The organism is Bergeyella zoohelcum ATCC 43767 (assembly GCF_000301075.1).
GTDB classification, from domain to species: domain Bacteria; phylum Bacteroidota; class Bacteroidia; order Flavobacteriales; family Weeksellaceae; genus Bergeyella; species Bergeyella zoohelcum.
This window is the reverse complement of the sequence record NZ_JH932293.1, coordinates 1,156,714-1,181,254: the sequence shown is the minus strand read 5'-3', so window position 1 is coordinate 1,181,254 and position 24,541 is coordinate 1,156,714. Positions and strand designations below refer to the sequence as shown.

The window sequence follows — 24,541 nt, the reverse complement described above, 5'->3', positions numbered from 1 at the left end:
CCTAAAAATGCTATTCCTCAATTTGTACCTTAACTCCTTTACTATGTGCATTCATCTGCGGAGCATAATAGTTTTGGAGCGTAGTAATTCCGTTAGAGAAGGTTCCCGCTGCATTACATATATAATCGTACTCAAAAACAAATTTCCCTTTCGGAAGATACTGAATATAAAAATTAGTACTCGCATCTTTGGTGCTTTCATAGTAGCCTAATCCGTTTTTCCATCGGTAGCCAGAAAATACATTGATAGGTTCAAATCCTGCTGCACGCATATCTTTGAGGTGTACAAATTCCATTGGTCTATCGGTATTGAGAATCATTCTTACGGTTACTCTATCACCTACTTTTAGTGGAGATTTATCCGTAATTTTTTCCAAGATTTCTCCATTAGTGGTTTTCACTTTTCTGTACAATTCTTTGGTAATAGAAAGATATGTTTCTGAGCTTTTTATCTTATCCAAATCTTCATAATACTGCCAATACAGTCCTCCCTGTACGATATCTGCATTAGGCTGAGCCACCGTTACCGAAGCCCAATCCTTATCTATTTCCGGCTGGGTAATCGTCTGTTTGATTATCCCCGAGGCAGATGGTAAAATTGCTCTTCCTCCCCATTGTATTTCCACTTTATCATTTCCAGTAGCAGTCCAAGATTTTCCGCTGTTCAGTAGGGTAAAAATCACTTCAGCAGTGGCTCTAGAATTTTCCCAAGCACTTACCTCTTTCTGCGTTACCAAAGCTATTTTCATCTCTTCAATAAAATGACTATCACTAGGAGTAAGTTTTTGGAATGCCTCCAATGCTCCTGCATGGTTTACTGTTTTAGATGAATACCATCCCCAATCATTTAAATTTTGTTTCCAATAAACCCCTTGCGTTTCGGTTTCTGTAGAAGTTTCTTTCAGATAGGTCATCAGCTTTTTAGAGACCTGTGGCAGCTGATATGCATCAAAAAGCAATGCTGCACGATGCAATCCAAAGAAAGTGAAATCTTTTACCTTAGCCTTTCTTGCTTGTTGTATTACTTTTTGTTTAAACATTTTTCCTTTTGCACTCAAAGGATATTGTGCTTCCCAGTAGTGGCGTGTATCCAAATAATCAAGCACAGCATCCGTCCACACCCATTTTTTATTCGTTTCCCAATGCTGGGCGATATGGTTATCCACATAAGCTACTAATCTCTTCACCATTTTTTGTTCATCACGATTCTGATACTCTCGAGCATTTTCACCTATCCATTGATTGATTTTGCCCAATTTTTTCAAAATATAAAGTGATGTAGCGTAACTACTTGGATAGCCCTGATACCAACTAAAACCACCATCTGAATTTTGCAATTGCACCAAAGTTTCCCAATCCGTTTTAATGGATTGTCGCATGGTATTTACATCAAACAATGCTGCCAGTTTCTTCATCTGTTCCGTCTCATTTTCACTATGGAGTACCCAAGGGGTTTCCTCTAAAAGAAGCTGCTTCAGTTCCTCATTTTTTTCCAAATTAGAACTCAGCAAACCTTCATTTTGGTACGCATCAAATACGGATTTCACCTTCGGATTGGCCTTAATGATTTCTGATGCCAAAACATCTGCAAACCATTTATTAAATACCACATCGGCCGACTGGTGTGGTGCGTTTTTCAAAGATGGAAGGGCAAATATCACTTCCCAAATAGGCTGGGTATTCAGTGCCAAAGTAGTGGCAACATTCACTGCTGTAGCAGATGAGTTTTCTGCTAAGTTTTGAAGCGTAAAAGTTTTCTTTTGTCCTTGTTTTACAAAAATAGGCTGAGCATCTGTTACCAGCATTCGATTAGGCAAAATAACCATATCTTTTTGCTCACCATCAGAAAAGTTCCCCGCTTTAGCTATGGTTTTAAAAACCACGGCATTCACTCCCATAGGTACTTTTAAGTGCCAATGAACTACCGTATTTCCTTGACTATCCAGATTAAAATCTATAGGCTTCACACTTCCGAACTGCTCTGTAATATCTTCATTCGTCTTTGCGTCTAAAATTTGCAATTGTGCTTTTCCGGTGAGTGATTTCTGAGTCATATTACTCAGTTTGGTTTGAAATTTCATCTCATCGCCTTCACGCAAAAATCTTGGATAATTTGGGTTTACAGAAAATTCTTTTTGGGTAATTACTTCTTTTTCCAGCACCGCTCCTTCCCCATTTTTGGTATGTGCGAGGAACATGAGTTTCCACTTCGTCAATGCCTCTGGCGAAGTAAATTCAAAATGTACATTGCCCTCTGCATCAGTCTTCAAATGGGGATAAAAAAACGCTGTTTCTTGTCTATTTTTACGAAGCGATATCTTCTCTTTAGAAATATCTTTGTTTTCAGAAACATTGGCTAAATTGGCTTCAACTATTGAATTAGGACTTGGAGGAGCATCCATCATTTCCTTAGAAACACTTGCATCAAGTTCCATAGGTGCCGAATCTACTTTTGCCGACACAATGGGTGCTGGAACCATTTCACTATATAGCACATTAAAATTCTTACCAGACCTCTTAGGGTACATATAGCTTTCACCATCCCACCAATTAAAATACGGAGGATGAATCATCACATCATCATAAAAACGAAAATCTTTTCTATAATAATAAGTTTTTAAACCCAATGGATCATGAAATTGCTTTATAGGATACTTTTGGAATGAGTAAAATTTTTGCCATGTGTAAGTATTAGAGGCAAATGAATTCAAAGAAGCATCATACATATTAGCAAGCACTTCTGTCTCCACCTTTTCTTTTCCTTTGCCCAAAATTTTCACCACCCATTTTTCCTTTTGCCCTGGCAATATTTTATCTCTCATCGTGATGGTTTCTATCTTCAGTGGCTCTTGCTCAGCTGCTATGCCTACCGTATGGGTAATGGTATGAACATCATTCAAAGCCATCATTTGGAAAGTAAAATTCACTGAGGAAACAGATTTATCTTTAGGCATTTCTGCCTCGAAAATCATCCATCCGTTTTTCAAGGCTATTTGCTGATGCTTCATGGGCGAAATACCGTCTTGGGTAAAGATATTGACTAACGCTTCTGGTACTGCTGAATAAATATAGAATTTTGCTTTTTCATTTCTCTTTACCTTTTTTTGCTGCATTAATACTTTCAGGAACGGCTGCTCATTTTTGAGCCCTTTTTTAGACCAAACTTCTATTTGCTCTTGAGTTTTTATGGTGTCATTCCCCTCAATATTATACAAAGTGAGTAGGTATTTCCCTGTGGCAAGTTTCCCTAAATTCAAAGTATAATCCTCTGATTTATTGGCGTATGCTTGCTTTTCCCAGATCAATTTCTCTACATCCTTCTCATTCACATCATCATGTGCGTCATATCGGTCATAAGGAAAATATTTTTCAAATTCAGACCGAGAATAAATAGGATAATTTTGAACTTGATCTTTAAAATTATCTCTCAACAAACGCTTGGGAGATTTCAGTTTTTCCAATTTTGCATGGTAAGTTTTCTCTAATCTTTCACCATTATAATTTTTCACTGCCACTTTGGTAACCACTGTCTCATCTTCAAAAAAATCTTTTTGAGCAAAGTCTGTAGCAATATAGTGGGAAACAGTAGCCACCGTAACTCCCGTGTTTGCCATTTGTGTTTCTCCACTCATATCTGTAATGGAAACATCTACAGCGAAATAATCTGCATGAATTCCTTTCTTATTTCCAGATTTCTCAGGCTGAATCACGATGGTAAACTGCCCCTTTTCATCTGTGTTTACCGTACCAATGATAGGATTAAAATTTTCATAGTTTCTATAATATCCCCAGAAATATTTCCAGCGTACATCTTGTTTTGTGATTACATAATTTACCTGTGCATGACTAAGCGGAATCCCCGAAAAAGTTTTGGCATTCCCTCTAATTTCAAGGGGCTTTCCGTACTGATATTCTTCTTTAATAGATTCAAATTGTATTTCAAAAGTAGGTCTCTTATACTCCTCTACAGAAAAACTAATAGCACTATTTCCTGTACGATCAGCGTTTTGTACCTCAATGGTAAACCTACCATTCAGTTTCCCTTTCGGCAACACAAATCTTCCACTGTAAGAACCAAATTCATTAGTAATTAGCTCCTGTGTTTCAAGCGTTTTATAGTTGGTATCTTTGAGATTTACTTTTTGTGTTTTTTGGGCAACTACGGCTTCTTTTTCTCCCTCTTTTTTGGTAGTAATCACCTTAAAATAAACCACCTGACCAGGTCTATAAATTTTTCTATCGAGGAAAATTTGGGTTTTATACTGAGCTATCTGTTCATTTTGAGTTTTTTTTCTGTAATCATCCAAATAATATTGGGTATTGTACCCATTTCCCTTGCTATCTTGAATAAAAATATATACCTGCCCGTACTGTACCTTTCCTTTAATTTTTGGGAATTTAAAAGCTCCTAAGGCATTGGTGGTTACAGTTTCCGTTTGAATATTTTTTTGATGGATAAAATAATACACTTTCAAGGGTTCATTTTTCGCAAATTTTCCATTTTTCGCGTTCACCCAATAATGCTCATTCGTATAGAAATCTTCATCCGAAGTAGAGGTATTGAGCAATTTATAATCAGAAACATAGAAAAACAAATCCGCATCATCCGTTTGATTTTTGCCCAGCACATCTTTCATCGTATAGATACCAGGGGACAGTGCAGGAAGTTTTAAAGAAGTTTTATAAAACTGATAATCCACAGGTCTATTTAAGTCAAAATCAAACTTTCCAATTTTCTCCTTTTTGATATCAGCCATCGGAAAATGATAATAATTCCTTGAATGTCTCATAAACTCCATGACATCGGTTACTTTAAATAACTCCAAAGACACTTTAGAAATGTTCTTGGAAGCTACCGATATATGAACGGGAGTATTTGCCAAAACAGTAGGTTCAAAACGATAATGTGCTTCTGAGTTTTTTATTAAATTCTCTATATTTTTAATATTATTCAGAAATTTAGATTTTGGATACTCCTTTCTTACACGGTCTGCCCAAGCCAAAGCATCTTTCGGTTTTTTTTCTCTCAGTAGCTTCATTATTTCCTCTACAATCACCACTTTATAATCTCCTTGTACCTCCGAAGAATACAATTTTTCTAATAAAGAAATTTTATCTGTGCAATGTTGTTTTTCACAAAGAAAATTCAACTCCTGATGCTGAAAGTATAGTTTTGAATTCCCTGAATTTTTAGCAATCAATGCCTTATACAATTCCTCAATTTTTTTCTGATTTTTCTTTCTTTCATTTTCGGTAAAAAAAGCGGAATGATTAAGAAAGAAAATATTTTGATGGGCATTCCAGTCCCAAAGTGTAACAAAATAGCGGCTTTCTGTATTTTCAAATATAGATTTATATTTTTCTAAATCTATATTTTGTAATTGAGAGGTGTGTTTTTCAAATTCGGTAAAGTTTTTTTCAATGGCATTTTTAAAATTTAATTTACTCCAAGTTTCCATCTGGAGAGACTGAGCATCTGCGGTTGGTGTTCGTCTATCTATTTGCCAAGAATGACTCCCATAGTACTCTAATAAAAAATAATTTTTCAGCATAGAGAGAAGGCTTTTCTGTTCACCTTTCAGTTCCTTTTCTTCTTTTTCTATTTTAGCGAAAAACTGAGAAACGGAATTATTCTGCGTATCATCATGCGTTGTACTGAGAATTGCGTATTCAGACTTTAGAGACTTAATGAGTTCTGCAATATTCCCTTCTTTTTTGGCTCGATTTTGAATTTCCAAAATCAATGATAAATTGGACTTGTACTGCCCTTTTTCGTAATTCGATTGAATTTTTTTCCACTGCTGATCATAGTAGCTTTGGGAAAATAGATTTGCTGTACTTAACATGAAAAATAATGCTAAAAAAAAGTGGATTTTTTTCATAATTCTTTACCTTTACACATCTAATGAAGCTATCAATAAATATACCGAAAAAATTAGGATTACAATACCCCATATTCGTTGCCACTATGGGCACGCTCTTGGCTGTATTTTTCATGCTCGAAAAAGATATAATTCACTGGAAACTTGTAGTTTTGGTTTTCTTTTCTTATTTTAATGGCTACCTTTATACTAAAAATCAACATAAAAAGGAACTTCTACGCCCCATCCTTATCATCAATATCACCTGCTTTATCTTCATAGCTGGTTTTCTTATATTTTCGCACTCGTTCAAAACGCTCTATAAATGGCTATTTATCATTCTATTAGGATTACTTTATAATTCTCGTCAATTAAAATTATACATCAGAAAAATCCCTTTTATGAAAATATTTTATGTAGGACTGGTCTGGGGATTGGTAAATGGATGGCTGATTTTTCCAGAAATAGAATGGTACTATATGCTCATTACTGCACTGTATATTACGGCACTCATCATCCCTTTTGATATTAGAGATAAAAATTTAGATAAAATAATGACTATTCCAAAGGCCATAGGGAATAGTAAGAGTAAATTATTCGCTATTATACTACTGATAATCAGCACCATTATCAGCTACAACACTCTAGACACAAAAAGTTTTTTCGCTCTGAGCATCAGCAGTTTACTTTCCATGGCACTCATTTTACTGACCCAAGAAAATCGTCCCAAATATTTCTATTCAGTCATCATGGAAAGCTGTTGCGGTTTACCCTTAATGCTATGGTATTGCCTCTAAATAAGAAATTAAGAAGCTAAAATTTCATTGTATTTCTTCAGAATAATATCTAGGGAATATCTACGCACAATGGCATCTCTCACTGTATTTCTATCGTAGGAATGGTGTATCAATTCTTTGATTTTTAGAGCAAAATCCTCATACTCTTCTATGGAAGATATGGTTCCGTTTTCACCTTCAATAATAATCTCATTAATCCCTCCTGGGCAGTTATTCGCTAAGGCATAAGTGCCACAAACTCCTGCTTCTAAAAGGACATTAGGGAACCCCTCATAACGAGAAGATAGAATGAACAAGTCTGCATATTTCAGAAATTGATATGGATTCTTCTGCTGACCATGAAAAATGACATGCTCCAATCCTAATTCTTCTTTCATCTGATGAAGCAATGCTTTATCTCTGCCATCCCCCAAAATATGAAGTTTAATTTTCTCATTTTTAAGGTGAGAAAACACTTTTAACAAATTATCAAAACCCTTACGAGAAGATAAATTTCCTATGGCTACCACATTTTTATATTCCCCTGAAAAGGCATTGGGTTTAGAAGAATGAGTGAGAATATTATCTATAAATTCCACATCTACAGGATTATTAATCTTAGCAATCTTAGATGCTTTTACTTTAAAATTAGTAATCAAATCCTTCATCATATCATCACTTTGACAGATAATATGGTGGAAATTATTGTAAAACTTATAGAAAAATAAAATCTCCTTCCGAGTAACATGCTGAGAAACAACATTAGTCTCCCGAGCAATAAACTGAGTTTTAGGAAAAAGTTTAATAAAGAGAGAGAGGTAGGCATTCACCTCACCAAACCCTGAAAAAAGAACATCAGGTTTTCTTTTTCTAATGAGATTCATGATGGGAAACAAACTATTTCTAATCCTCTGAACCTTTAAATCTATTATTTCTACATCATCTCTTACCCAGCTTAAATACCCGCCTTCTTTTCTCAGCAAAACAATAGTCGGCTTGAAAAGGCTTCTTGGTAGATTATTCGCTAAGGTAAGTACAATCCTCTCAGCTCCACCTGTTTCCATGTCAGGCAAAAGAAAAAAAATTTCCCTTTTCTTTTTCATGAATCTTTATTCTAATACCATCTTAATTCGCCACATCACTTATAAACTTTATTCTGAGCATTCTTACTTCTTCATCTGTAAGATCATCTCCAAACTCTGAGAGCAATACTTTCATACTATCGCTTTCAGATTCATTCATGAATTCCATAAACTCTTCTACTAAGTCTTCATCAAAGTTTTGATTAATATAATAATCTATATTCAGTTTCGTGCCTGAATACACTATTGCTTCCATCTCTTTGAGAAGTTCATCCATGGTGAGGTGTTTCGCCTTTGCAAGATCCTCTAAATCAATTTTTTTATCCGTTCCTTGAATAATAAACACTTTATGACTTGATTTATTTGCTACTTGCTTCAGCACCATATCTTGCGTTCTCTCTATGCCATTTTCCTCTACATATTTAGAGATGAATTGAGCAAATTCGGCACCGTATTTTTTAGCTTTCCCTTCCCCTACTCCATAGATTTTTCCTATTTCTTGTACGGTAATAGGGTATTGTACCGTCATATCTTCCAAGCTATAATCCATGAAAACAGTGTAAGGGGGAATACCTAATTTTTCGGCAACTTTTTTTCTGAGCTGTTTTAGCTGACCGAAAAGTACCTCATCCATTCCTCCCTGTCCGTACTGCTCTGCCTTAGACTCGTTCCTCATTTGGCTAAGATCATACGCCCTATCCTCGGCAATTTTCATTTCATACTTATCCTTATTTTGTAAGAAATCATTCCCTTTTGGGGTAAGTTTTAATATACCGTAAGTTTCAATATCTTTTTCTATAAATGACTGAACAGCAGCTTGCCTCAATATAGATTTCCAAAAGTTGTCCGTTTCATCTTTCCCTATTCCAAAGAGTGAATGCGTCTCTAGTTTATGCGATTTAGTTACCGAAGTTTCATTTCCTAAAATAAAAGAAATAATATCTTTGGTCTTAAACTTTTCACCCAAAGCAAGAATCACTTCCATCACTTTATAAAGTTCTTCTGTTACTACTTTCATCGTAGGTGGATTAGCAGAATTATCATCCATTAATGCACCTTCACCATGAATCGGGTCAAACTCTTCACCGAAATAATACAGTATATACTGTCTCCGTGACATGGAAGTTTCTGCATAACCAATAACTTCATGAAGCAATTGAAGTCCTATTTCTTTCTCAGACAAAGGTTTTTGGGCTAAAAATTTTTCTAATTTTTCAATATCTTTAGGATCATAGAACGCCAGACAATGCCCTTCTCCGCCATCTCTACCCGCTCTACCTGTCTCTTGGTAATAACTTTCAAGGGATTTAGGAAAATCATAGTGAATCACAAAACGAACATCGGGCTTATCTATTCCCATACCGAAAGCGATGGTCGCCACAATGACATCACACTCCTCCATAAGAAATTTATCCTGATTAGCTACCCTCGTTTTTTGATCAAGTCCCGCATGGTAAGGCAAGGCATTAATACCATTCACCTGTAAAAGCTGTGCAAACTCCTCTACTTTTTTACGGCTCAAGCAATAAATAATCCCTGATTTACCTTTCCTTTGATTAATAAACTTTACAATTTCTTTATCTACATTAATCTTTGGTCTTACTTCATAATACAAATTCGGTCTGTTAAAACTAGATTTGTAAACTTTCGCATCAGACATCCCTAAAGTTTTTTGAATGTCATCTTGCACCTTAGGAGTAGCGGTAGCCGTAAGAGCAATGATAGGTACATCGGCTATTTTTTCAATGATATTTTTCAAATTTCTATACTCTGGGCGGAAATCATGCCCCCATTCAGAAATACAATGTGCTTCATCTATCGCTACGAAAGAAATTTTTACTGACTTAAGAAAATCCGAATACTCATCTTTAATTAAAGATTCAGGGGCTACATACAGTAGCTTTGTCTTTCCTTTTTCTATGTCATCAAAAACCTGCTGAGTTTGTGTACGGTTAAGAGAAGAATTTAGTACATGTGCCACTCCATCTTCATTAGAAAGCCCATTTACAGCATCTACCTGATTTTTCATCAGAGCAATGAGTGGTGAAACCACAATGGCTGTACCTTCTAACAAGAGTGCTGGCAGCTGATAACATAAAGATTTACCTCCACCAGTAGGCATTAGTACAAAAACATCCTTCCCTTCCAAAAGCGAAGATATCACCTCTTCCTGACGCCCTTTGAAAGTAGAAAATCCAAAATATTTTTTTAATTCTTGAGAAAGATTTGGGAATTTTGCGTTCATTCTACAATAATAAATTTTAGTTTCCTAAATTTGCATACACTCAAAGTTAGTGATTTTTAGATAAACCATCTATTTTTTTTCTAATTTTTTTTAAATATAAATAATATTGGACGCGAATCAGATTATAAAAAGTGGCAAAAAAGCCCTTGAAATAGAAATCCAAGAGCTGAAAAACGCCGCACTAAACTTAGATAATTCTTTCGCACAATCAGTAATGAAAATAGCTGATTGTCAAGGAAAACTCATCGTGGTAGGCATAGGAAAATCTGCTCATGTAGGGAATAAAATAGTAGCCACACTGAATTCTACTGGGACTCCTGCACAGTTTCTTCATGCCGCAGAGGCCATTCATGGAGATTTAGGGGTTTTACAAAAAAAAGATATTGTACTCTGTATTTCCAATTCAGGAAATTCACCAGAAATCATAGCACTGGCTCCGTATCTCAAAAAATACAGCTCGGGACTCATTGCAATGACAGGAAACGCAAAGAGCAAATTAGCACAAACAGCCGATATTATAATTAATAGCAATATACAAATAGAAGCCTGCCCTAATAACCTTGCCCCCACCAGCTCTACTACCGTTCAGATGGCGTTAGGAGATGCTTTGGCTGTAGCACTCATGGAACTTAAACAATTCAGAGATGTGGATTTCGCAAAATTCCACCCAGGAGGAAGCTTAGGAAAAAAACTCACTACCACCGTGGCTCAGCTCATGTCTCAAAATAAACCTGAGGTAAACAAGCATGCCAATCTGAAAGAAATTATCCTTTCTATTTCTGGCTCTAAACATGGTGTTACTGTAGTTACTCATCACAACGAAGTATGTGGTGTAATCACTGATGGAGATTTGCGTAGAATGCTTATGAAAGATATTACCTTACAGCAGATTTTCGCAGAAGACATCATGACCACTTCACCAAAAACCATCTCTCCTAATGTATTAGCCAAAGAAGCACTAGAAATGATGAAAGAGTACAATATTGGTCAATTGGTAGTGATGGAAAATAACCAGTACATAGGCATCATTGATTTACACAGAATATTAGACGAAGGAATATCATAAAAACTGATAACAATATCCCTTTTAACATTATAGTTATGCAGAAAAAAGAAATGTCTTTTTTAGGACATGTAGGTGAGCTCAGAGGTCATCTCATTAGAAGCCTTATCGCTGTTATTATAGGTGCCATCATTGTATGGAATTTTCTTCCATGGATTATGGACAATATTTTTTTCGGACCTACCCGTTCGGATTTTATTACTTTTAAACTCATCAATGAATATTCCTTAAAATGGACAGGAGCTACAGCCATCGAACTTCCTGATGAATTCCCCATTCGTGTACAGAAACTTTATCAACAGTTTAATGTAGCTTTCATGATTTCATTTTTCGGTGGAATGGTGCTGGCACTTCCCTACATTGTATGGGAAATATGGAGGTTCATTGCCCCTGGTCTTCACCCTAACGAAAGAAAAAATTCAGCGGCGTTTATCAATGCTGTTTGGATTTTCTTTATGATGGGAGCCTTAGTAGGTTATTTCCTCATTCTTCCTTTTGCCATAAATTTCGCAGTCCTTTTTAAAATCTCAGACATCATACAGCCCCTCTATGACCTATCAGACTATTCTGCATTATTTTTTCAAATTGTCTTAGGGATGGGCATTGTATTTTTATTTCCTCTCATCATCTATTTTCTCACCAGTATAGGAATAGTAACGCCTACATTTTTAAAAACTTACAGGAGACACGCTATTGTAGTCATCATGGTTTTAGCCGCTATTATTACCCCAGCAGACATTGTTAGTATGATGATTGCCGCTGTTCCACTTCTTTTATTGTATGAATTCAGCATCCTACTCAGCAAAAGAACTTATAAAATAGTACAAAAAAGGGCATTAGAGGAATTACAAAAAAGCAGATAATACAAAAAAAATATTTCTCCTATTTCTATCCGAAAATTGATAATTTTCGGATATTTTTTATTAACAAATATATTATTGATTTTTCCATTTTTGATTAGCAAAAAAACTCCTTTTCAATTCAAAATATAATTATGAAAACTCGAGATAATAACGCCTTTATTTCGATAGTTTTAGACAATGATTTTTAATATTTGCTTAAATTTCTCCTGAGCCTTGAGGCAATTTTTGATAAAGTTCCTTAAAACGATGAAACTCGCTGAGCTAAACACACTTCATTCTTTACTTATTAATGATAATTCCTATCCAATAGGTTTAAAAACTTTTGCATAAAAAAACTTTGCTTCCATATTGGAAGCAAAGCATTTTACTAAATAACAAACTATAGAAATTATTTTGTAGCTTTTACATCTACTTTAACTTCTATTGCATTGCTAATTACTTTATCTTTTGCTACATCAGTTAAAGACTCGTTATTGAAGTTTACATTCCAAAGCGTTCTATCGATGTTGAATTTATCAGAAACAATAGTTACTTCATTTTCAGAAACAGTAACTGTAGCAGGGAAAGAAACAGATTTTGTTACTCCTTTAAGCGTAAGGTTACCCTCTACATTACCACCTTTTACACCAGTAATTTCGAATTTTCCTTCTGGATATTGAGCTACATTAAAGAAGTGATCAGCATTTTCAGCATCAGCCCCCTTAAGGTGTCCCTCAAGACTCGCCTTTTTCTCTGCATCTGTAAGGTCTAATACAGTGATGGTATTCATATCTATTACAAAGGTACCACCTACTACTGCACCATCTTTTACCAATACATCTCCTGATTTTAAAGAAATAGTACCATTGTGTGAATCACTTCCCACTACTTTACCCCCTTTCCACTCTAATTTAGAGCTCGCTACATCTGCTGTAAAAGTATTTGCTCCTTCTACAGATGTCCCTTCTACCACTTCTGTAGCTTCTTTTGTTTCTACTGTATCTGCTGGCTTGTTACAGCTAGTAACTGAAAAAGTAATAGCCAATGCCGCAAGGCTTAATGCAATTTTTCTCATTTATATATAAATTTAATTTTTGAACTACAAAGGTATTACTTAGAATCATTCAAAAGTGTTAAAAAAATGTTAATTATTAAAATCATGAAAATTTCACTCATTTTGACATCGAACTCGTCTTAACTTTTTACTTTGCTTAGATTCCCTGAGCTTTATACGATTTCAAAGCACTTTGCCAAAGTATTAAAAACTTTGGCAAAGTATCTCAAACAATCAAATTCATCAACATTCTTCATAGACTCACTTTTAGATTTTTAACGAAAGAATCATTACACTTCATTTTTTTATTAGGTGTTTATTATCAAATAAGTCGAGAGAGTTTCATTATCTTACACGCCATTAGAAGAATTAAAATGAGATTATTTTATAAAATAAGCATTAAAAATACCAAAAAATATTACACATTGTAGTATTTTTGCAAAACATACTCGTAAAATAAAAAATTCTATGCAACTTTCAGATAAATACAATCCGCAAGATACAGAACAAAAATGGTATAAATACTGGTTAGAAAACAAATTTTTCCATTCAAAACCAGACCATAGACCTCCATACACTATTGTAATTCCGCCGCCTAATGTAACGGGGATTCTCCACATGGGGCACATGCTCAATAATACCATTCAAGATGTTTTGGTTCGCCGTGCCAGAATGCAAGGCTTCAACGCTTGCTGGGTACCGGGGACTGACCACGCTTCCATTGCTACCGAGGCAAAAGTAGTGGCAAAACTCAAATCCGAGGGCATCAATAAGTCAGATATTTCTCGTGAAGAGTTTCTAAAACACGCGTGGGATTGGACGCACAAATATGGCGGTACTATTTTAGAACAATTGAAAAAACTCGGTTGCTCGTGTGATTGGGACAGAACCCGTTTTACTATGGAACCGAAATTGTCCGAGCAAGTGATTAAATCGTTTGTAGATTTGTACAACAAAGGATTGATTTATAGAGGTTACCGAATGGTCAATTGGGACCCAGAAGCCAAAACCAATATCTCTGACGAAGAAGTTATTTTTAAAGAACAAAACGGAAAACTTTTTTACTTAAAATATCAAATCGAAGGTTCAGAGGAATTCCTTACTGTAGCTACCACGCGTCCCGAAACAATTTTTGGCGATGTGGCAGTTTGCATCAATCCGAATGACGAACGCTATGCCCATCTGAAAGGGAAAAAGGTAATTGTACCGATTGTAAATCGCGTGATTCCGATTATCGAAGATGAATATATAGACATTGAGTTTGGAACGGGAGTATTGAAAATTACACCAGCACATGATATTGCCGACTATGAAATCGGGCAAAAACACCATTTGCAAATTATTGATTCTTTAGATGACGATGGAAATCTAAACGAACATGGTATGCACTATGCAGGGAAAAACAGATTTGTGGTTCGCAAGGAAATCGCTAAAGAATTAGAGGAAAAAGGTCTTTTATTAAAAGCCGAAGATTATGTAAACAGAGTAGGAACTTCGGAGCGAACAGGAGCAGTGATTGAGCCGAAAATCTCTCAACAATGGTTCTTAAAAATGTCTGAAATCGCTAAACCAGCCCTTGATGTGGTGATGAACGACGAGGTGAAATTCCACCCAGAAAAGTTTAAAAACACCTATAAATATTGGATGGAGAATATCCGCGACTGGAATATTTCTCGTCAATTATGGTGGGGACAACAGATTCCTGCGTACTATTATGGCACTGGCGAAAATGATTTTGTAGTCGCTGAAAATATTGAAAAAGCCCTTGAATTAGCAAGAGAAAAAACTTCAAATTTTGAACTTCAAATTTCAAACTTAAAGCAAGACGAAGATGCTTTGGATACTTGGTTCTCCTCGTGGTTGTGGCCGATGTCGGTGTTTGATGGACTTTTAGCCCCTGAAAACAAAGACATTAATTATTATTATCCAACGGCAGATTTGGTGACAGGTCCAGACATTATTTTCTTCTGGGTGGCTCGTATGATTATGGCGGGATTGGAGTGGAAAGACAAAGTGCCGTTTAAAAATGTGTATTTCACGGGAATTGTTCGTGACAAGCAAAGACGCAAAATGTCTAAATCCTTAGGGAACTCTCCGGACCCTATCGAACTCATCGATAAATACGGAGCCGATGGCGTAAGGGTAGGAATTTTGTTGAGCTCTGCCGCTGGAAACGATTTGCTGTTTGACGAAGATTTGATGCTCCAAGGACGAAATTTCGCTACCAAAATTTGGAATGCTTACCGCCTTACCCAAGGGTGGAACAAAGAGCAAAAACCAATGGGCGAAGCGGAAAAACAAACTATTGAGTGGTTCGGTAATCAGTTGGATAAAACCATTGCAGAAATCAATGAGCAATTTGAAAAATTCAGAATTTCCGATGCGTTGCACCTTATCTATAAGTTGATTTGGGACGATTTCTGTGCGTGGTATTTAGAAGCGGTGAAGCCGAATTACGGCGAAGCTATTTCGCAAGAGGTGTACGACAAAACCCTCTATTTCTTTGGCGAACTGATGAAACTCTTGCATCCGTTTATGCCGTTCCTTACAGAGGAACTTTGGCAAAATATGGCAGAACGCACGCGCGAAGAGGCTCTAGTCATTGCCCAACAAAAAACAGCTGCAGCCTTTGACTCAAAAGTGATAGAGGCTTTCGCTTTTGCTCAAGAACTTATCTCAGGCGTGAGAAACTACCGCCAAAGCAAAGGGATTTCGCCAAGGGAAGTTGTAGAAATCTACACCAATGCTACAGCGTTTGAAAACGAAGCCGTGGTAAGAAAATTGGCCAATGTTTCAGAAATTCACTTTGGAACGAAAACCGACAAGCCGAGCGTTACTTTCTTGGTAGGAGCTACGGAAATTTCCATTCCACTCAGTGAAAACCTTGATTTGGGCGAAGAGAAAAAGAAAACCGAAGAGGAATTGGCTTATCTAAAAGGTTTCTTGGTTTCAGTAGAGAAGAAGTTGAGCAATGAGAAATTCGTCGCCAATGCCAAACCCGAAATCGTAGAAAACGAACGCAAAAAACAAAAAGACGCCCAAGAGAAAATTGCTCTATTAGAAGAGAAATTGAGAGGGTTGGGGAATTAGATAATTTGGAAATTTGAGAATGAGGTAATTTAAGAGATTGGATTACCTCGTTTTATTAAATGATATTGATAATGGCAAAGAAATAAAAAGGCAAAAGGTTTTTCCTCCTTTATAAAAAAGAGTATAAAAAATAGTTCCATAATAAATGGAACAGAAAGAACTGAATTTTGAGGTTTACCGTAACAATTGATGCTACAATGTCCATAGTTGGAGTATTCATATTCTTCCCTCTAATTAAAATAATTATGGAAAAAAGTGAATGTCTTATTATGACTATGAATAATATAAAAAGTATAGTGAGCGGGATAGCCCTCGCGGGAAGAATGGAGCTATGTTCCAACGCTATAAGGCATTGGGAGCAATTGTAAAAGTAATCTCAATTCAGTGTAGAGGGTCGGGGGTTTGCCCCCCCACTTCCCGCCAAAAACAAACAGTTATTTTTACTTTAAAATATGCAAATAATTACAAATAAAACACTATTTTTGTAACCGAATTACAAATAAGAGCATCAAAATGATTATTAATTTCACTGTTCAAAACTTTGGCTCTATAAAGGACAAGCAAAAGCTTTCATTTGAAGCAGACAAATCAACACATCTTGAAGATACTTATATCATACAATCAGGAAAGCATAGGATTTTGAAACTTGCTCTAATTTATGGAGCTAATGCCTCTGGGAAAACTACCATACTCAAAGCTCTTAACTTTTTGGGTAGTATGGTAATGAATCCTTTGGAAAAAAAGAGTGAAGAATTAGATTTTAATCCGTTTTTGTTTGATGTTGATACTCCCAACCAAAATTCTTTTTTTACCATTGAGTTTCTCCAAAACGAAGTAAAATACTTATACGAAGTAGAATTTTCCCAAAAAGCCATAGTTTCGGAGGCCTTGTATTCTTATAACAATTCTAGAAAAGCCAATGTTTTTAAAAGAACGACCGATTTGGAAAAACAATTAACCAAAATTAGTTTTGGGAGTAAAGTCAGTGTTGATACTATTTCTCAGAAAACCCTCACAGCAAATACTTTGTGGAACAATACCGTTTTGGGTGGATTCTTAAAAACCAATATCGAATGTAAAGAATTGCAGGAAGTCGTGGATTGGTTTAGGACTTATTTAAAACCTCTTATTTATACGAAAACCCAATTGGAAGGATTTGTAACAAGTAAAATTGATAATAAGGAAATAGCTAAATCAGATATACTTTCTATACTAAAAAAAGCTGATTTGAATATTTCGGATATCGTGATAAAAGAAGAAGAAAATAAATTGCCCAATGGTTTTCTTGATTTCCTGAAAACACAAAATGATATACCTGAAGAAAAAATTATAGAATTAGAAAGAAAAGGTAAAATCACAGCAGTTAAAACAGAATTTGAGCATACCGTAAATGGAGCCAAATACTATCTCCCCTTAGATTTAGAATCCGAAGGTACAAAACGCTACTATAGTTTTGCAGGACTATTGGCTTTACTGATAAAAACTTCAACGGCTTTTCCCATTGACGAGTTGGAAACTTCTTTACATCCTGATTTGTATTTGCACTTTTTGCTTTCGTTTCTTTTAAATGCTAAAAATTCTCAGCTCATCGCAACCACGCATAACAGAGAAATTTTAAACGATAAAGACCTTTTCAGAAACGATGCCATATGGTTTACCAACAAAGGAGAAGGTTGTGCCACAGAGCTTTACTCATTGGCTGATTTTGATACTTCGGTTATTCGCGATACAACCAATATTTTGAATGCCTACAAAAGTGGAAAACTAAGCGGAACTCCTAATTTAGGCGATACTTACATTGATTAATGCTATGAAAAGTAATAGAAGGACACCCAAAACCAATCCCACTTTTGCTGTGGTAGTTGATGGAGATACCGAGTTCTGGTATTTGCAAATGCTCAAACGAAATAAACGACAAATACGAGTGAAAATAAAACCTGAAATTCCACAGAAAAAAAGCATAGAGCAGCAATACAATAAGGTATGTAAATTAGCCGAAGAGGAATTTGACAAAGTTTTTTGGATTATTGATTTTGATACCATTCTCAAAGAAGATAGAGAAGCCAAAAAAGGAAACCAAAAACCAAGTGAGAAGTTTATAAACTACAGAAACAAGCTACTCAAAAATAAAAAAGTCGTTGTTATTGTCAATAATCCTTGTCTTGAATATTGGTTTCTGCTTCACTATATAAAAACTACAAAAACATTTAATTCTTGCTCTAATGCAGAAAAGGAATTGAAAAAGTATATAGAGGGATACGAAAAAACAGAAGACTTTTTCACAAAAAATCAAGATATTTACTTAAAACTCAAAGAGTATCTATCAACTGCTTTAGAAAACGCCAAATCTCTTGGAAATTTCGACCCTCAAAATCCTCAAAAAACAATGTGCGAGATGGAATTGCTTTTCCATTCGGATGAACTAAAAGAATATTTTTAAACTTAAATAAAAGATATTTCAAAAATATATTTCCCAAGGTTATCCAAAAAAATCGGATAACTTTTTTTATTTTCCTTAATCATTAAAAATATTCATTATATTTGGCAATCAGTAGTATAAATCAGAAATAAAAATTTAGTAAAAAGGGAGAAAACAAATAAAAGAAGCCCTCTGACTGCAGTGAAAAGAAAGAAAAGATAACTAGGTAGGTATTTCACTGGAGTGAAATCATTCCTTTAGCTATAAGTAGCTCTTTCACTAAAGTGAAAAGGCAGAAAAGAAATAAAATGCCCCTTTTCACTATGATGAACCATTCAAACATTAACATTTAACAAATATTATTATGAAGCCATTAAATTATCAATCCAGAATTACCGAAGTGGGCGATGTAGCCAACCGTTTAGTAGACCTTTACCAAGCAACTGCTACCCTGCAAGACGATGCCTTTCTGAAATCAACTTTTACAGAATTGGAAACCCAAGGCACTGCCCTTACCGAAGCTGTAAAGCGATACAAAGCCGTGTCTCAGCTAGAAGAGGCCGATGCCCAAAGAGACGAGGCCATTCGCGTGCTAGGCAAACTCCTCAAAGCCTATGAGGTAATCCCCGTAGAGAGTCTAAAACCACACGGCGAGAGACTCTCGGAAATTTTCCAAAAATACGGTGTGAAAATCACCACAGAAAACTATTCCAGCCAGTCCAACCTTGTAGATTCATTGCTCATGGATTTTTCAGCAGATGAGGTGCAGGCTTCCATCACAGCACTTTCGGGAGTGAGCGAGGCGATAGCAGGGATTCGCACAGCACAAGAACATTTTGGGCAGGTGCGTCGTGCTTACGAAACAGCTTTTGCCAAGCAGCAAAGCAAAGCCACTGCCAGTAGCCTAAGAAAACCGCTTTTGGAACTTATCAACAAAAAACTGATTCCATACCTCGTAGCCATGCACCTTTCCGACACCGAAAAATACCAAAAATTTGTCCACGAAGTAGAAAAAATCATCAACGATATGAACGAGGTAGTCAAAGCCCGAAGCAAGAAAAAATAAAACGGTAGGGAACGAATATATTCGTTCCGACATTTTAAAACGGATAGATGCGTTCCAATATTTCGGACAGATAAAAAAGGAGCGGAACTATCCGTTCCTTTTTTCGGTATATTTGCCTGATTATAAAGGACAATTTTTTAAAACAAGGTACCTATGGAAAATCCTACCCAAAAAACGATTATCTACCAAACCACAGAAGACAACCAGCTGAAAGTGCGTTTGGAAGACGAAAATATTTGGCTTACTCAACAGCAATTAGTAGAGCTTTACCAAACAAGTAAATCGAATGTAAGTGAGCATATTAGTCATATATTTGAGGAAGGAGAATTGCAGGAAAATTCAGTTGTTCGGAAATTCCGAACAACTGCCACCGATGGCAAAACCTACAATGTAGTGCATTACAACCTTGATATGATTATCTCCTTAGGGTATCGTATCAAATCTCACATTGCTACCAAATTCCGTATTTGGGCTACAGAGCGTCTCAAAGAATACATCGTAAAAGGCTTTACCCTCAATGACGAACGCCTGAAAAACCTCGGCGGTGGCAATCATTGGAAAGAACTTTTAGACAGAATCCGCGATATTCGTTCGTCCGAAAAAGTAATGTATCGGCAAGTATTGGACTTGTACGCCACCGCTACCGACTACGACCCCAAGAGCAAAGTGAGTCAAGATTTTTTCAAAATCGTGCAGAACAAACTCCACTACGCCGCACACGGCAACACCGCAAGCGAAGTGATTTATTATCGCGTAGATAGCGACAAACCCTTTGCTGGGCTAACGAATTTCAAAGGCTCACAACCCACACAAGCCGAAGCAATGATTGCCAAAAATTACCTCAAAGAGCAAGAACTCAAAGTACTCAACAATTTGGTAGCGGCGTATTTTGATTTGGCAGAGCTCAACGCCATCGAAGAGCGAGAAATGAAAATGGCAGATTATGCACGAGAGCTAGACAATATCCTCTCCTCCACAGGGCGAAAAGTACTGACCGATGCAGGAAAAATCTCCACCGAAAAAGCCAAAGAAAAAGCCCTCACCGAATACCGAAAATACAACGCCAAAACGCTTTCTAGCGTAGAGGAAAGCTATCTAGAAACCCTCCATCAATTAGAAAAACAAGCCAAAAAAGAAAGCAGGAAAAAATGAAACCGTAGGGAACGAACATATTCGTTCCGACATTTTAAAACGGATAGATGCCGTTCCGATAGAAGATTTAAAACGAATCGATGCCGTTCCGACATTTTAAAACAAATCGATTTGTTTCGATATTTCGGACAGATAAAAAAGGAGCGGAACTGCCCGTTCCTTTTTTGGGATTCCCTTTATGCTAATTGATGAACGGTAAATTTTCATAGCTTTGTAAAAATAAAAAAAAATGAGTAATAAATCAAATTTTCGTTTTAAATTCACTAAAATTTAAGTTTTTTATAAGTTGCCTTAATTGTTAGAATATTGAGCTAATAATATTTCATTACAGCTTAATTTTTTGTATATTAAAAACAAACCCAAAAAAAGCTGACAATCATTTTTTATAAAATTTGATTATACAAAATTTTGTAAACAAAACACCAAGACATAAAAGTTCAGCAATGTTTAATAATTAAAAATCCGATGTAACGAATAAAACATTTTCATTAAAATGATTCTCAACAAATACCAACTACTATCAGAAATAAACGAAAGAGGTTATTCTTCAATCGCAATTGTTCAAAATGAAAGAGGTGAAGACTACTTTGCAAAATGGCTGAGAGGCATACACAAAGATAGCACACCCAGCAGGATACTTTCGGACAAACTTCGCAATTTGCAGAAGGCAAAACATAAGGTATTGCCTCAGGTCATTGAATATGGGTGGGATGAAACTCAAAAGGCTTATTGTATCATTTTTGAATATAAGCAAGAAGCTAACACTTTGAAATGGGATATTGAAGAGGAATATTATTATCCCAATTTCTTTTTAAGAGGCATACTTCAGATTATAGATTGTTTGCAACAACTTAATTTGAAAAATAGAATTTCGCACGGAGATATTACCCCCGAAAATATTCTGGTAGATGAAGATTATAATTTCTATTTAATAGATTTTGGAATTACAGATATTGCCACAACACTAAGTCAAGCCAAAGAAATAGAAGTTTTCGCTCGTGAGTTCGCTGCTCCTGAAAAATGGAACAAAGAAGTTGAAAAAGGATTTCCTTATCAATCTGATGTATACTCCATTGGAAAAGTTATTGAATGGTATTTTAAATATGAGAATATTGGTTTGATAGATGATTTAGTTAAAGATATTTGTAAAAACAAACCATCAGATAGACCCAATTATCATGAGTTACACACCAAAATCTCTAAAATTATAGAAAGTAATTCTCTTGAAGATGAAGAACTTGTTCCTATTTCAGTTAGGAATAATTTAGCAAAAATTGATTTTTTAGGAGAGTTAAATAATGAAGAAGTTAAGCCTGTTTTTGACATAAGTCCGAAAGGAGGAAACAATATTTTATTAAATGTTGCAACAAAAAATTACTATTTTCAGGCATTATGGAGACTGGAAGAAGAAGATTTACACATAACTGATTATGTTTGGAAAGGAGACCAAGAAGAAAATTATAAAAAAACAATTCAGAGAGGTATAAAACTAGAAGTTCCTGTACTTTTTAAATATAAACCAATTTATTGTGATAAATATGAACCAATTTATTATGAAAAGAATTACTTTTCACTAAAACCTTTCTTTGATAAAATCTTAAAACAAAAACAGGCTGAAAATTCTTATAGAAATATCAAAAAGAATATTTATAAAGAATTGGATTTCTACAAAGAGCTTATAGAGAAAGAGTTAGAAATTATTCATAAAAATTCATTGAGATTACAATATACCGATTATAAAAAAATAAATGATTATGAAATTTGGTTTAAAATTGCTAAAAATGAAAAATATTCTGATGATAGTCAGGTTTATACGCACATAGACAAATCAATGCCACCTAAACCTGAGGAATTTGAATATATTTTAAGCAGTACAGCCGATAAAAAACAAATAAAAAAAGACACTTTAAAATTTTTGGGTACAGCATATGATTTTGAAAAAATTGAGAACCAAAAAGAAGCTAAAAAGGATAGTGATTCAAATTTATCAGGAAAAATATTAAAATTCAAAGATTGTGAATTTATCGATTCTAATAAAATTCCTAAAAATGGTTACTTATTTGAGAATATTAGTAGGCAAGAAGAAGAGAAAAAACGCCAACAAGAAGCACTAAATAAAATCAGAAATAATGATGTTCAAAGCACTGAGTTAATTCATTATCTATTTAATTCTGATAAACTTGAAGGTGAGTATATAGATATTCAATTAGAAAAAGTCTATCAAACAGATAAAAATGGAAAATCTTATCAGTACAGCTACAATCAGCGGAAAGCAATCGTAAATGCAATTCACAGAAAACCTCTTACAGTAATTCAAGGTCCTCCTGGAACAGGAAAAACTACGGTCATTACCGAAATTGTATTTCAAATACTAAATAGAGACAGAGGAGCGAAAATACTGATTACCTCACAAACGAACGACGCTGTGGATAATGTATTGGATAATTTGCTAGAAAAAAATATTCCTTTAATTCGATTAAGTGGTGTGCGAAAACCAAAGCTGTCGTTACAAAAACACACTCTTGAACGAAAAATTGAGGGCTGGAAGGAAGAAGTTAAAAAACGAACAGAAGAGAATTGGAAATCTATTAAAAATGCTTTTGCTCAAAAATTAAATAAAGATTTAAGGCAAATATTTGAAACGCTTTCTTCCAATAAGAATTGGAAAGAGAAAAGCAAGGATATTGAAAAACAATTGAAATTCAGTAAAAAATATAACCTTCTAATTACAGAATTAACTTCCGAAAAAGATTTTCTGCAAGCATTAGATGCACTTACAGGGTTAGCATTTTCTGATTATTTTGAAAAACAAAACATTTATAAAGATTGGCGCAATGTCGTTAGTGGATTAGATGAAAAAAGCCAAATCAACCAAAAACTGATTGACACCATTAGAGTTATAGGAGCCACTACAAGTCATATCGCTGCGAAAAAGTACGCTAAATATAATTTTGAGTTTGATTATGTGATTATGGACGAAAGCGGGAAAGCCACACTTCCAGAGTCTTTGATTCCACTTGTTTTGGGTAATAATGCTGTTTTAGTGGGTGACCATAGACAGTTAAGACCAATGCTTACTTCAAACAAAGAAGTAGAAAAATGGTTACGAGAAAAACACAAAAATGAGGCTAAAATTTTAGATGAAATAAAAAATTTTGAGGATTATTTCAATCGTCCAAGTCTTTTTGAAAATATTATAAAAAAAATAGATGAAGATTATAAAAGTCAGCTTGAAGAGTGCAGACGAATGCCAAAAGATGCTGTACACCTCACTTCAAAATATTTTTATGAAGTTTTTGGAGATGAAGCTATTAAGCCAGTGGAAAGACCAAAAGAACAAGAACATAATCTTGATTTGAAGGTAGATAGTTCAATCATATTTTTGGATATAGGAAATGCCGTAAGAAGTGAAGTAGATGGTAATGGCTCCTCAAAAAATAGAGTAAGTGCTAAGCTTATTCCTCAATTACTGCAAAAATTGGATAATTTCGACAGGGTTAAAAATTATTCTATTGGAGTAATAACAGGCTACAAAGCTCAACTTAGAGAAATTAATAAAAATTTGAAACCACTTTATTCTAATAAATTAAAAAGAATAAAAATGAAAGATGTGGCGGTTTCTGTGGTAGATAAGTTTCAAGGTCTTGAAAAAGATATTATTATTTTTGATTTGGTTCGTAGCAACCAAAATACACTCGGATTTTTAGCCAATGCCAATCGAATCAATGTAGCACTATCTCGCCATAAGAAATTACTTATCATTATAGGCAATTACGAATGGTTATTACAAGCTAAATCACATAATTCGTCAGGAAAAGTTGCTTTACAAAATTATTTGAAAGCAATAAAAGAGGAGTGGAGAGTAAATAATATTGAACAAATTTTTTAAAAA

The 24,541-nt window shown here is 35.0% G+C and carries 13 protein-coding genes; 9 read left to right on the top strand and 4 right to left on the bottom strand.

The features are described 5' to 3' along the window. Positions 1-10: 10 nt before the first annotated feature. Positions 11-5,881, bottom strand: a complete 5,871-nt coding sequence (locus tag HMPREF9699_RS05345) for an alpha-2-macroglobulin family protein (protein ID WP_002663043.1) — start codon at positions 5,879-5,881, stop codon at positions 11-13. 380 nt (positions 5,882-6,261) lie between these two features. Between HMPREF9699_RS05345 and HMPREF9699_RS11425 the strand changes: the two genes are divergently transcribed. Further along, positions 6,262-6,657: a hypothetical protein gene (locus HMPREF9699_RS11425; protein ID WP_245946053.1), complete on the top strand. Its 396-nt coding sequence runs from the start codon at positions 6,262-6,264 to the stop codon at positions 6,655-6,657. An 8-nt stretch (positions 6,658-6,665) separates the two neighbouring features. Here HMPREF9699_RS11425 and HMPREF9699_RS05335 read toward each other — a convergent pair whose 3' ends face one another. Then, a complete protein-coding gene (locus HMPREF9699_RS05335) occupies positions 6,666-7,739 on the bottom strand; it encodes a glycosyltransferase (protein ID WP_002663039.1) in 1,074 nt (357 codons plus the stop codon). A 22-nt stretch (positions 7,740-7,761) separates the two neighbouring features. Further along, positions 7,762-9,963, bottom strand: coding sequence for a DNA helicase RecQ (gene recQ / locus HMPREF9699_RS05330; RefSeq protein ID WP_002663037.1), 2,202 nt, complete (start codon positions 9,961-9,963; stop codon positions 7,762-7,764). A 106-nt stretch (positions 9,964-10,069) separates the two neighbouring features. On the opposite strand from recQ, the gene HMPREF9699_RS05325 reads away from it, so the two are divergent. Continuing rightward, positions 10,070-11,029: a KpsF/GutQ family sugar-phosphate isomerase gene (locus HMPREF9699_RS05325; RefSeq protein ID WP_002663036.1), complete on the top strand. Its 960-nt coding sequence runs from the start codon at positions 10,070-10,072 to the stop codon at positions 11,027-11,029. 35 nt (positions 11,030-11,064) lie between these two features. After that, the gene (gene tatC, locus HMPREF9699_RS05320) at positions 11,065-11,889 is read left to right on the top strand and encodes a twin-arginine translocase subunit TatC (RefSeq protein WP_002663034.1); all 825 of its coding nucleotides are present in this window, start codon (positions 11,065-11,067) and stop codon (positions 11,887-11,889) included. 388 nt (positions 11,890-12,277) lie between these two features. On the opposite strand, the gene HMPREF9699_RS05315 is transcribed toward tatC, so the two are convergent. Further along, positions 12,278-12,943, bottom strand: coding sequence for a YceI family protein (locus HMPREF9699_RS05315; RefSeq protein WP_002663033.1), 666 nt, complete (start codon positions 12,941-12,943; stop codon positions 12,278-12,280). 447 nt (positions 12,944-13,390) lie between these two features. Between HMPREF9699_RS05315 and HMPREF9699_RS05310 the strand changes: the two genes are divergently transcribed. From HMPREF9699_RS05310 to HMPREF9699_RS05285, 6 genes are all read left to right on the top strand, one after another. Next, on the top strand, positions 13,391-16,012 hold the full coding sequence (locus HMPREF9699_RS05310) for a valine--tRNA ligase (protein WP_002663031.1): 2,622 nt from the start codon (positions 13,391-13,393) through the stop codon (positions 16,010-16,012). A 513-nt stretch (positions 16,013-16,525) separates the two neighbouring features. Beyond that, positions 16,526-17,818: an AAA family ATPase gene (locus HMPREF9699_RS05305; protein ID WP_002663029.1), complete on the top strand. Its 1,293-nt coding sequence runs from the start codon at positions 16,526-16,528 to the stop codon at positions 17,816-17,818. A gap of 4 nt (positions 17,819-17,822) precedes the next feature. Continuing rightward, positions 17,823-18,452, top strand: a complete 630-nt coding sequence (locus HMPREF9699_RS05300; RefSeq protein ID WP_002663027.1) for an RloB family protein — start codon at positions 17,823-17,825, stop codon at positions 18,450-18,452. Positions 18,453-18,795: 343 nt separating this feature from the next. After that, positions 18,796-19,497 (top strand): DUF6261 family protein, encoded by a 702-nt coding sequence (locus HMPREF9699_RS05295; RefSeq protein WP_002663026.1) that lies wholly within the window; start codon positions 18,796-18,798, stop codon positions 19,495-19,497. A gap of 153 nt (positions 19,498-19,650) precedes the next feature. Next, positions 19,651-20,649 carry a virulence RhuM family protein gene (locus HMPREF9699_RS05290; RefSeq protein WP_002663024.1) on the top strand — a complete coding sequence of 333 codons (999 nt, stop codon included), beginning with the start codon at positions 19,651-19,653 and terminating at the stop codon, positions 20,647-20,649. Between the two features lie 493 nt (positions 20,650-21,142). Continuing rightward, positions 21,143-24,538: an AAA domain-containing protein gene (locus tag HMPREF9699_RS05285; protein ID WP_002663022.1), complete on the top strand. Its 3,396-nt coding sequence runs from the start codon at positions 21,143-21,145 to the stop codon at positions 24,536-24,538. Positions 24,539-24,541: the final 3 nt, after the last annotated feature.

Excerpts from the sequence above, each read along its gene's own strand:
- HMPREF9699_RS05310 (WP_002663031.1), top strand. The coding sequence starts at position 13,391 with ATGCAACTTTCAGATAAATACAATCCGCAAGATACAGAACAAAAATGG.
- HMPREF9699_RS05335 (WP_002663039.1), bottom strand. The coding sequence starts at position 7,739 with ATGAAAAAGAAAAGGGAAATTTTTTTTCTTTTGCCTGACATGGAAACA.
- recQ (WP_002663037.1), bottom strand. The coding sequence starts at position 9,963 with ATGAACGCAAAATTCCCAAATCTTTCTCAAGAATTAAAAAAATATTTT.
- HMPREF9699_RS05315 (WP_002663033.1), bottom strand. The coding sequence starts at position 12,943 with ATGAGAAAAATTGCATTAAGCCTTGCGGCATTGGCTATTACTTTTTCA.
- HMPREF9699_RS05285 (WP_002663022.1), top strand. The coding sequence starts at position 21,143 with ATGATTCTCAACAAATACCAACTACTATCAGAAATAAACGAAAGAGGT.
- tatC (WP_002663034.1), top strand. The coding sequence starts at position 11,065 with ATGCAGAAAAAAGAAATGTCTTTTTTAGGACATGTAGGTGAGCTCAGA.
- HMPREF9699_RS05305 (WP_002663029.1), top strand. The coding sequence starts at position 16,526 with ATGATTATTAATTTCACTGTTCAAAACTTTGGCTCTATAAAGGACAAG.
- HMPREF9699_RS11425 (WP_245946053.1), top strand. The coding sequence starts at position 6,262 with ATGAAAATATTTTATGTAGGACTGGTCTGGGGATTGGTAAATGGATGG.
- HMPREF9699_RS05345 (WP_002663043.1), bottom strand. The coding sequence starts at position 5,881 with ATGAAAAAAATCCACTTTTTTTTAGCATTATTTTTCATGTTAAGTACA.
- HMPREF9699_RS05295 (WP_002663026.1), top strand. The coding sequence starts at position 18,796 with ATGAAGCCATTAAATTATCAATCCAGAATTACCGAAGTGGGCGATGTA.
- HMPREF9699_RS05290 (WP_002663024.1), top strand. The coding sequence starts at position 19,651 with ATGGAAAATCCTACCCAAAAAACGATTATCTACCAAACCACAGAAGAC.
- HMPREF9699_RS05300 (WP_002663027.1), top strand. The coding sequence starts at position 17,823 with ATGAAAAGTAATAGAAGGACACCCAAAACCAATCCCACTTTTGCTGTG.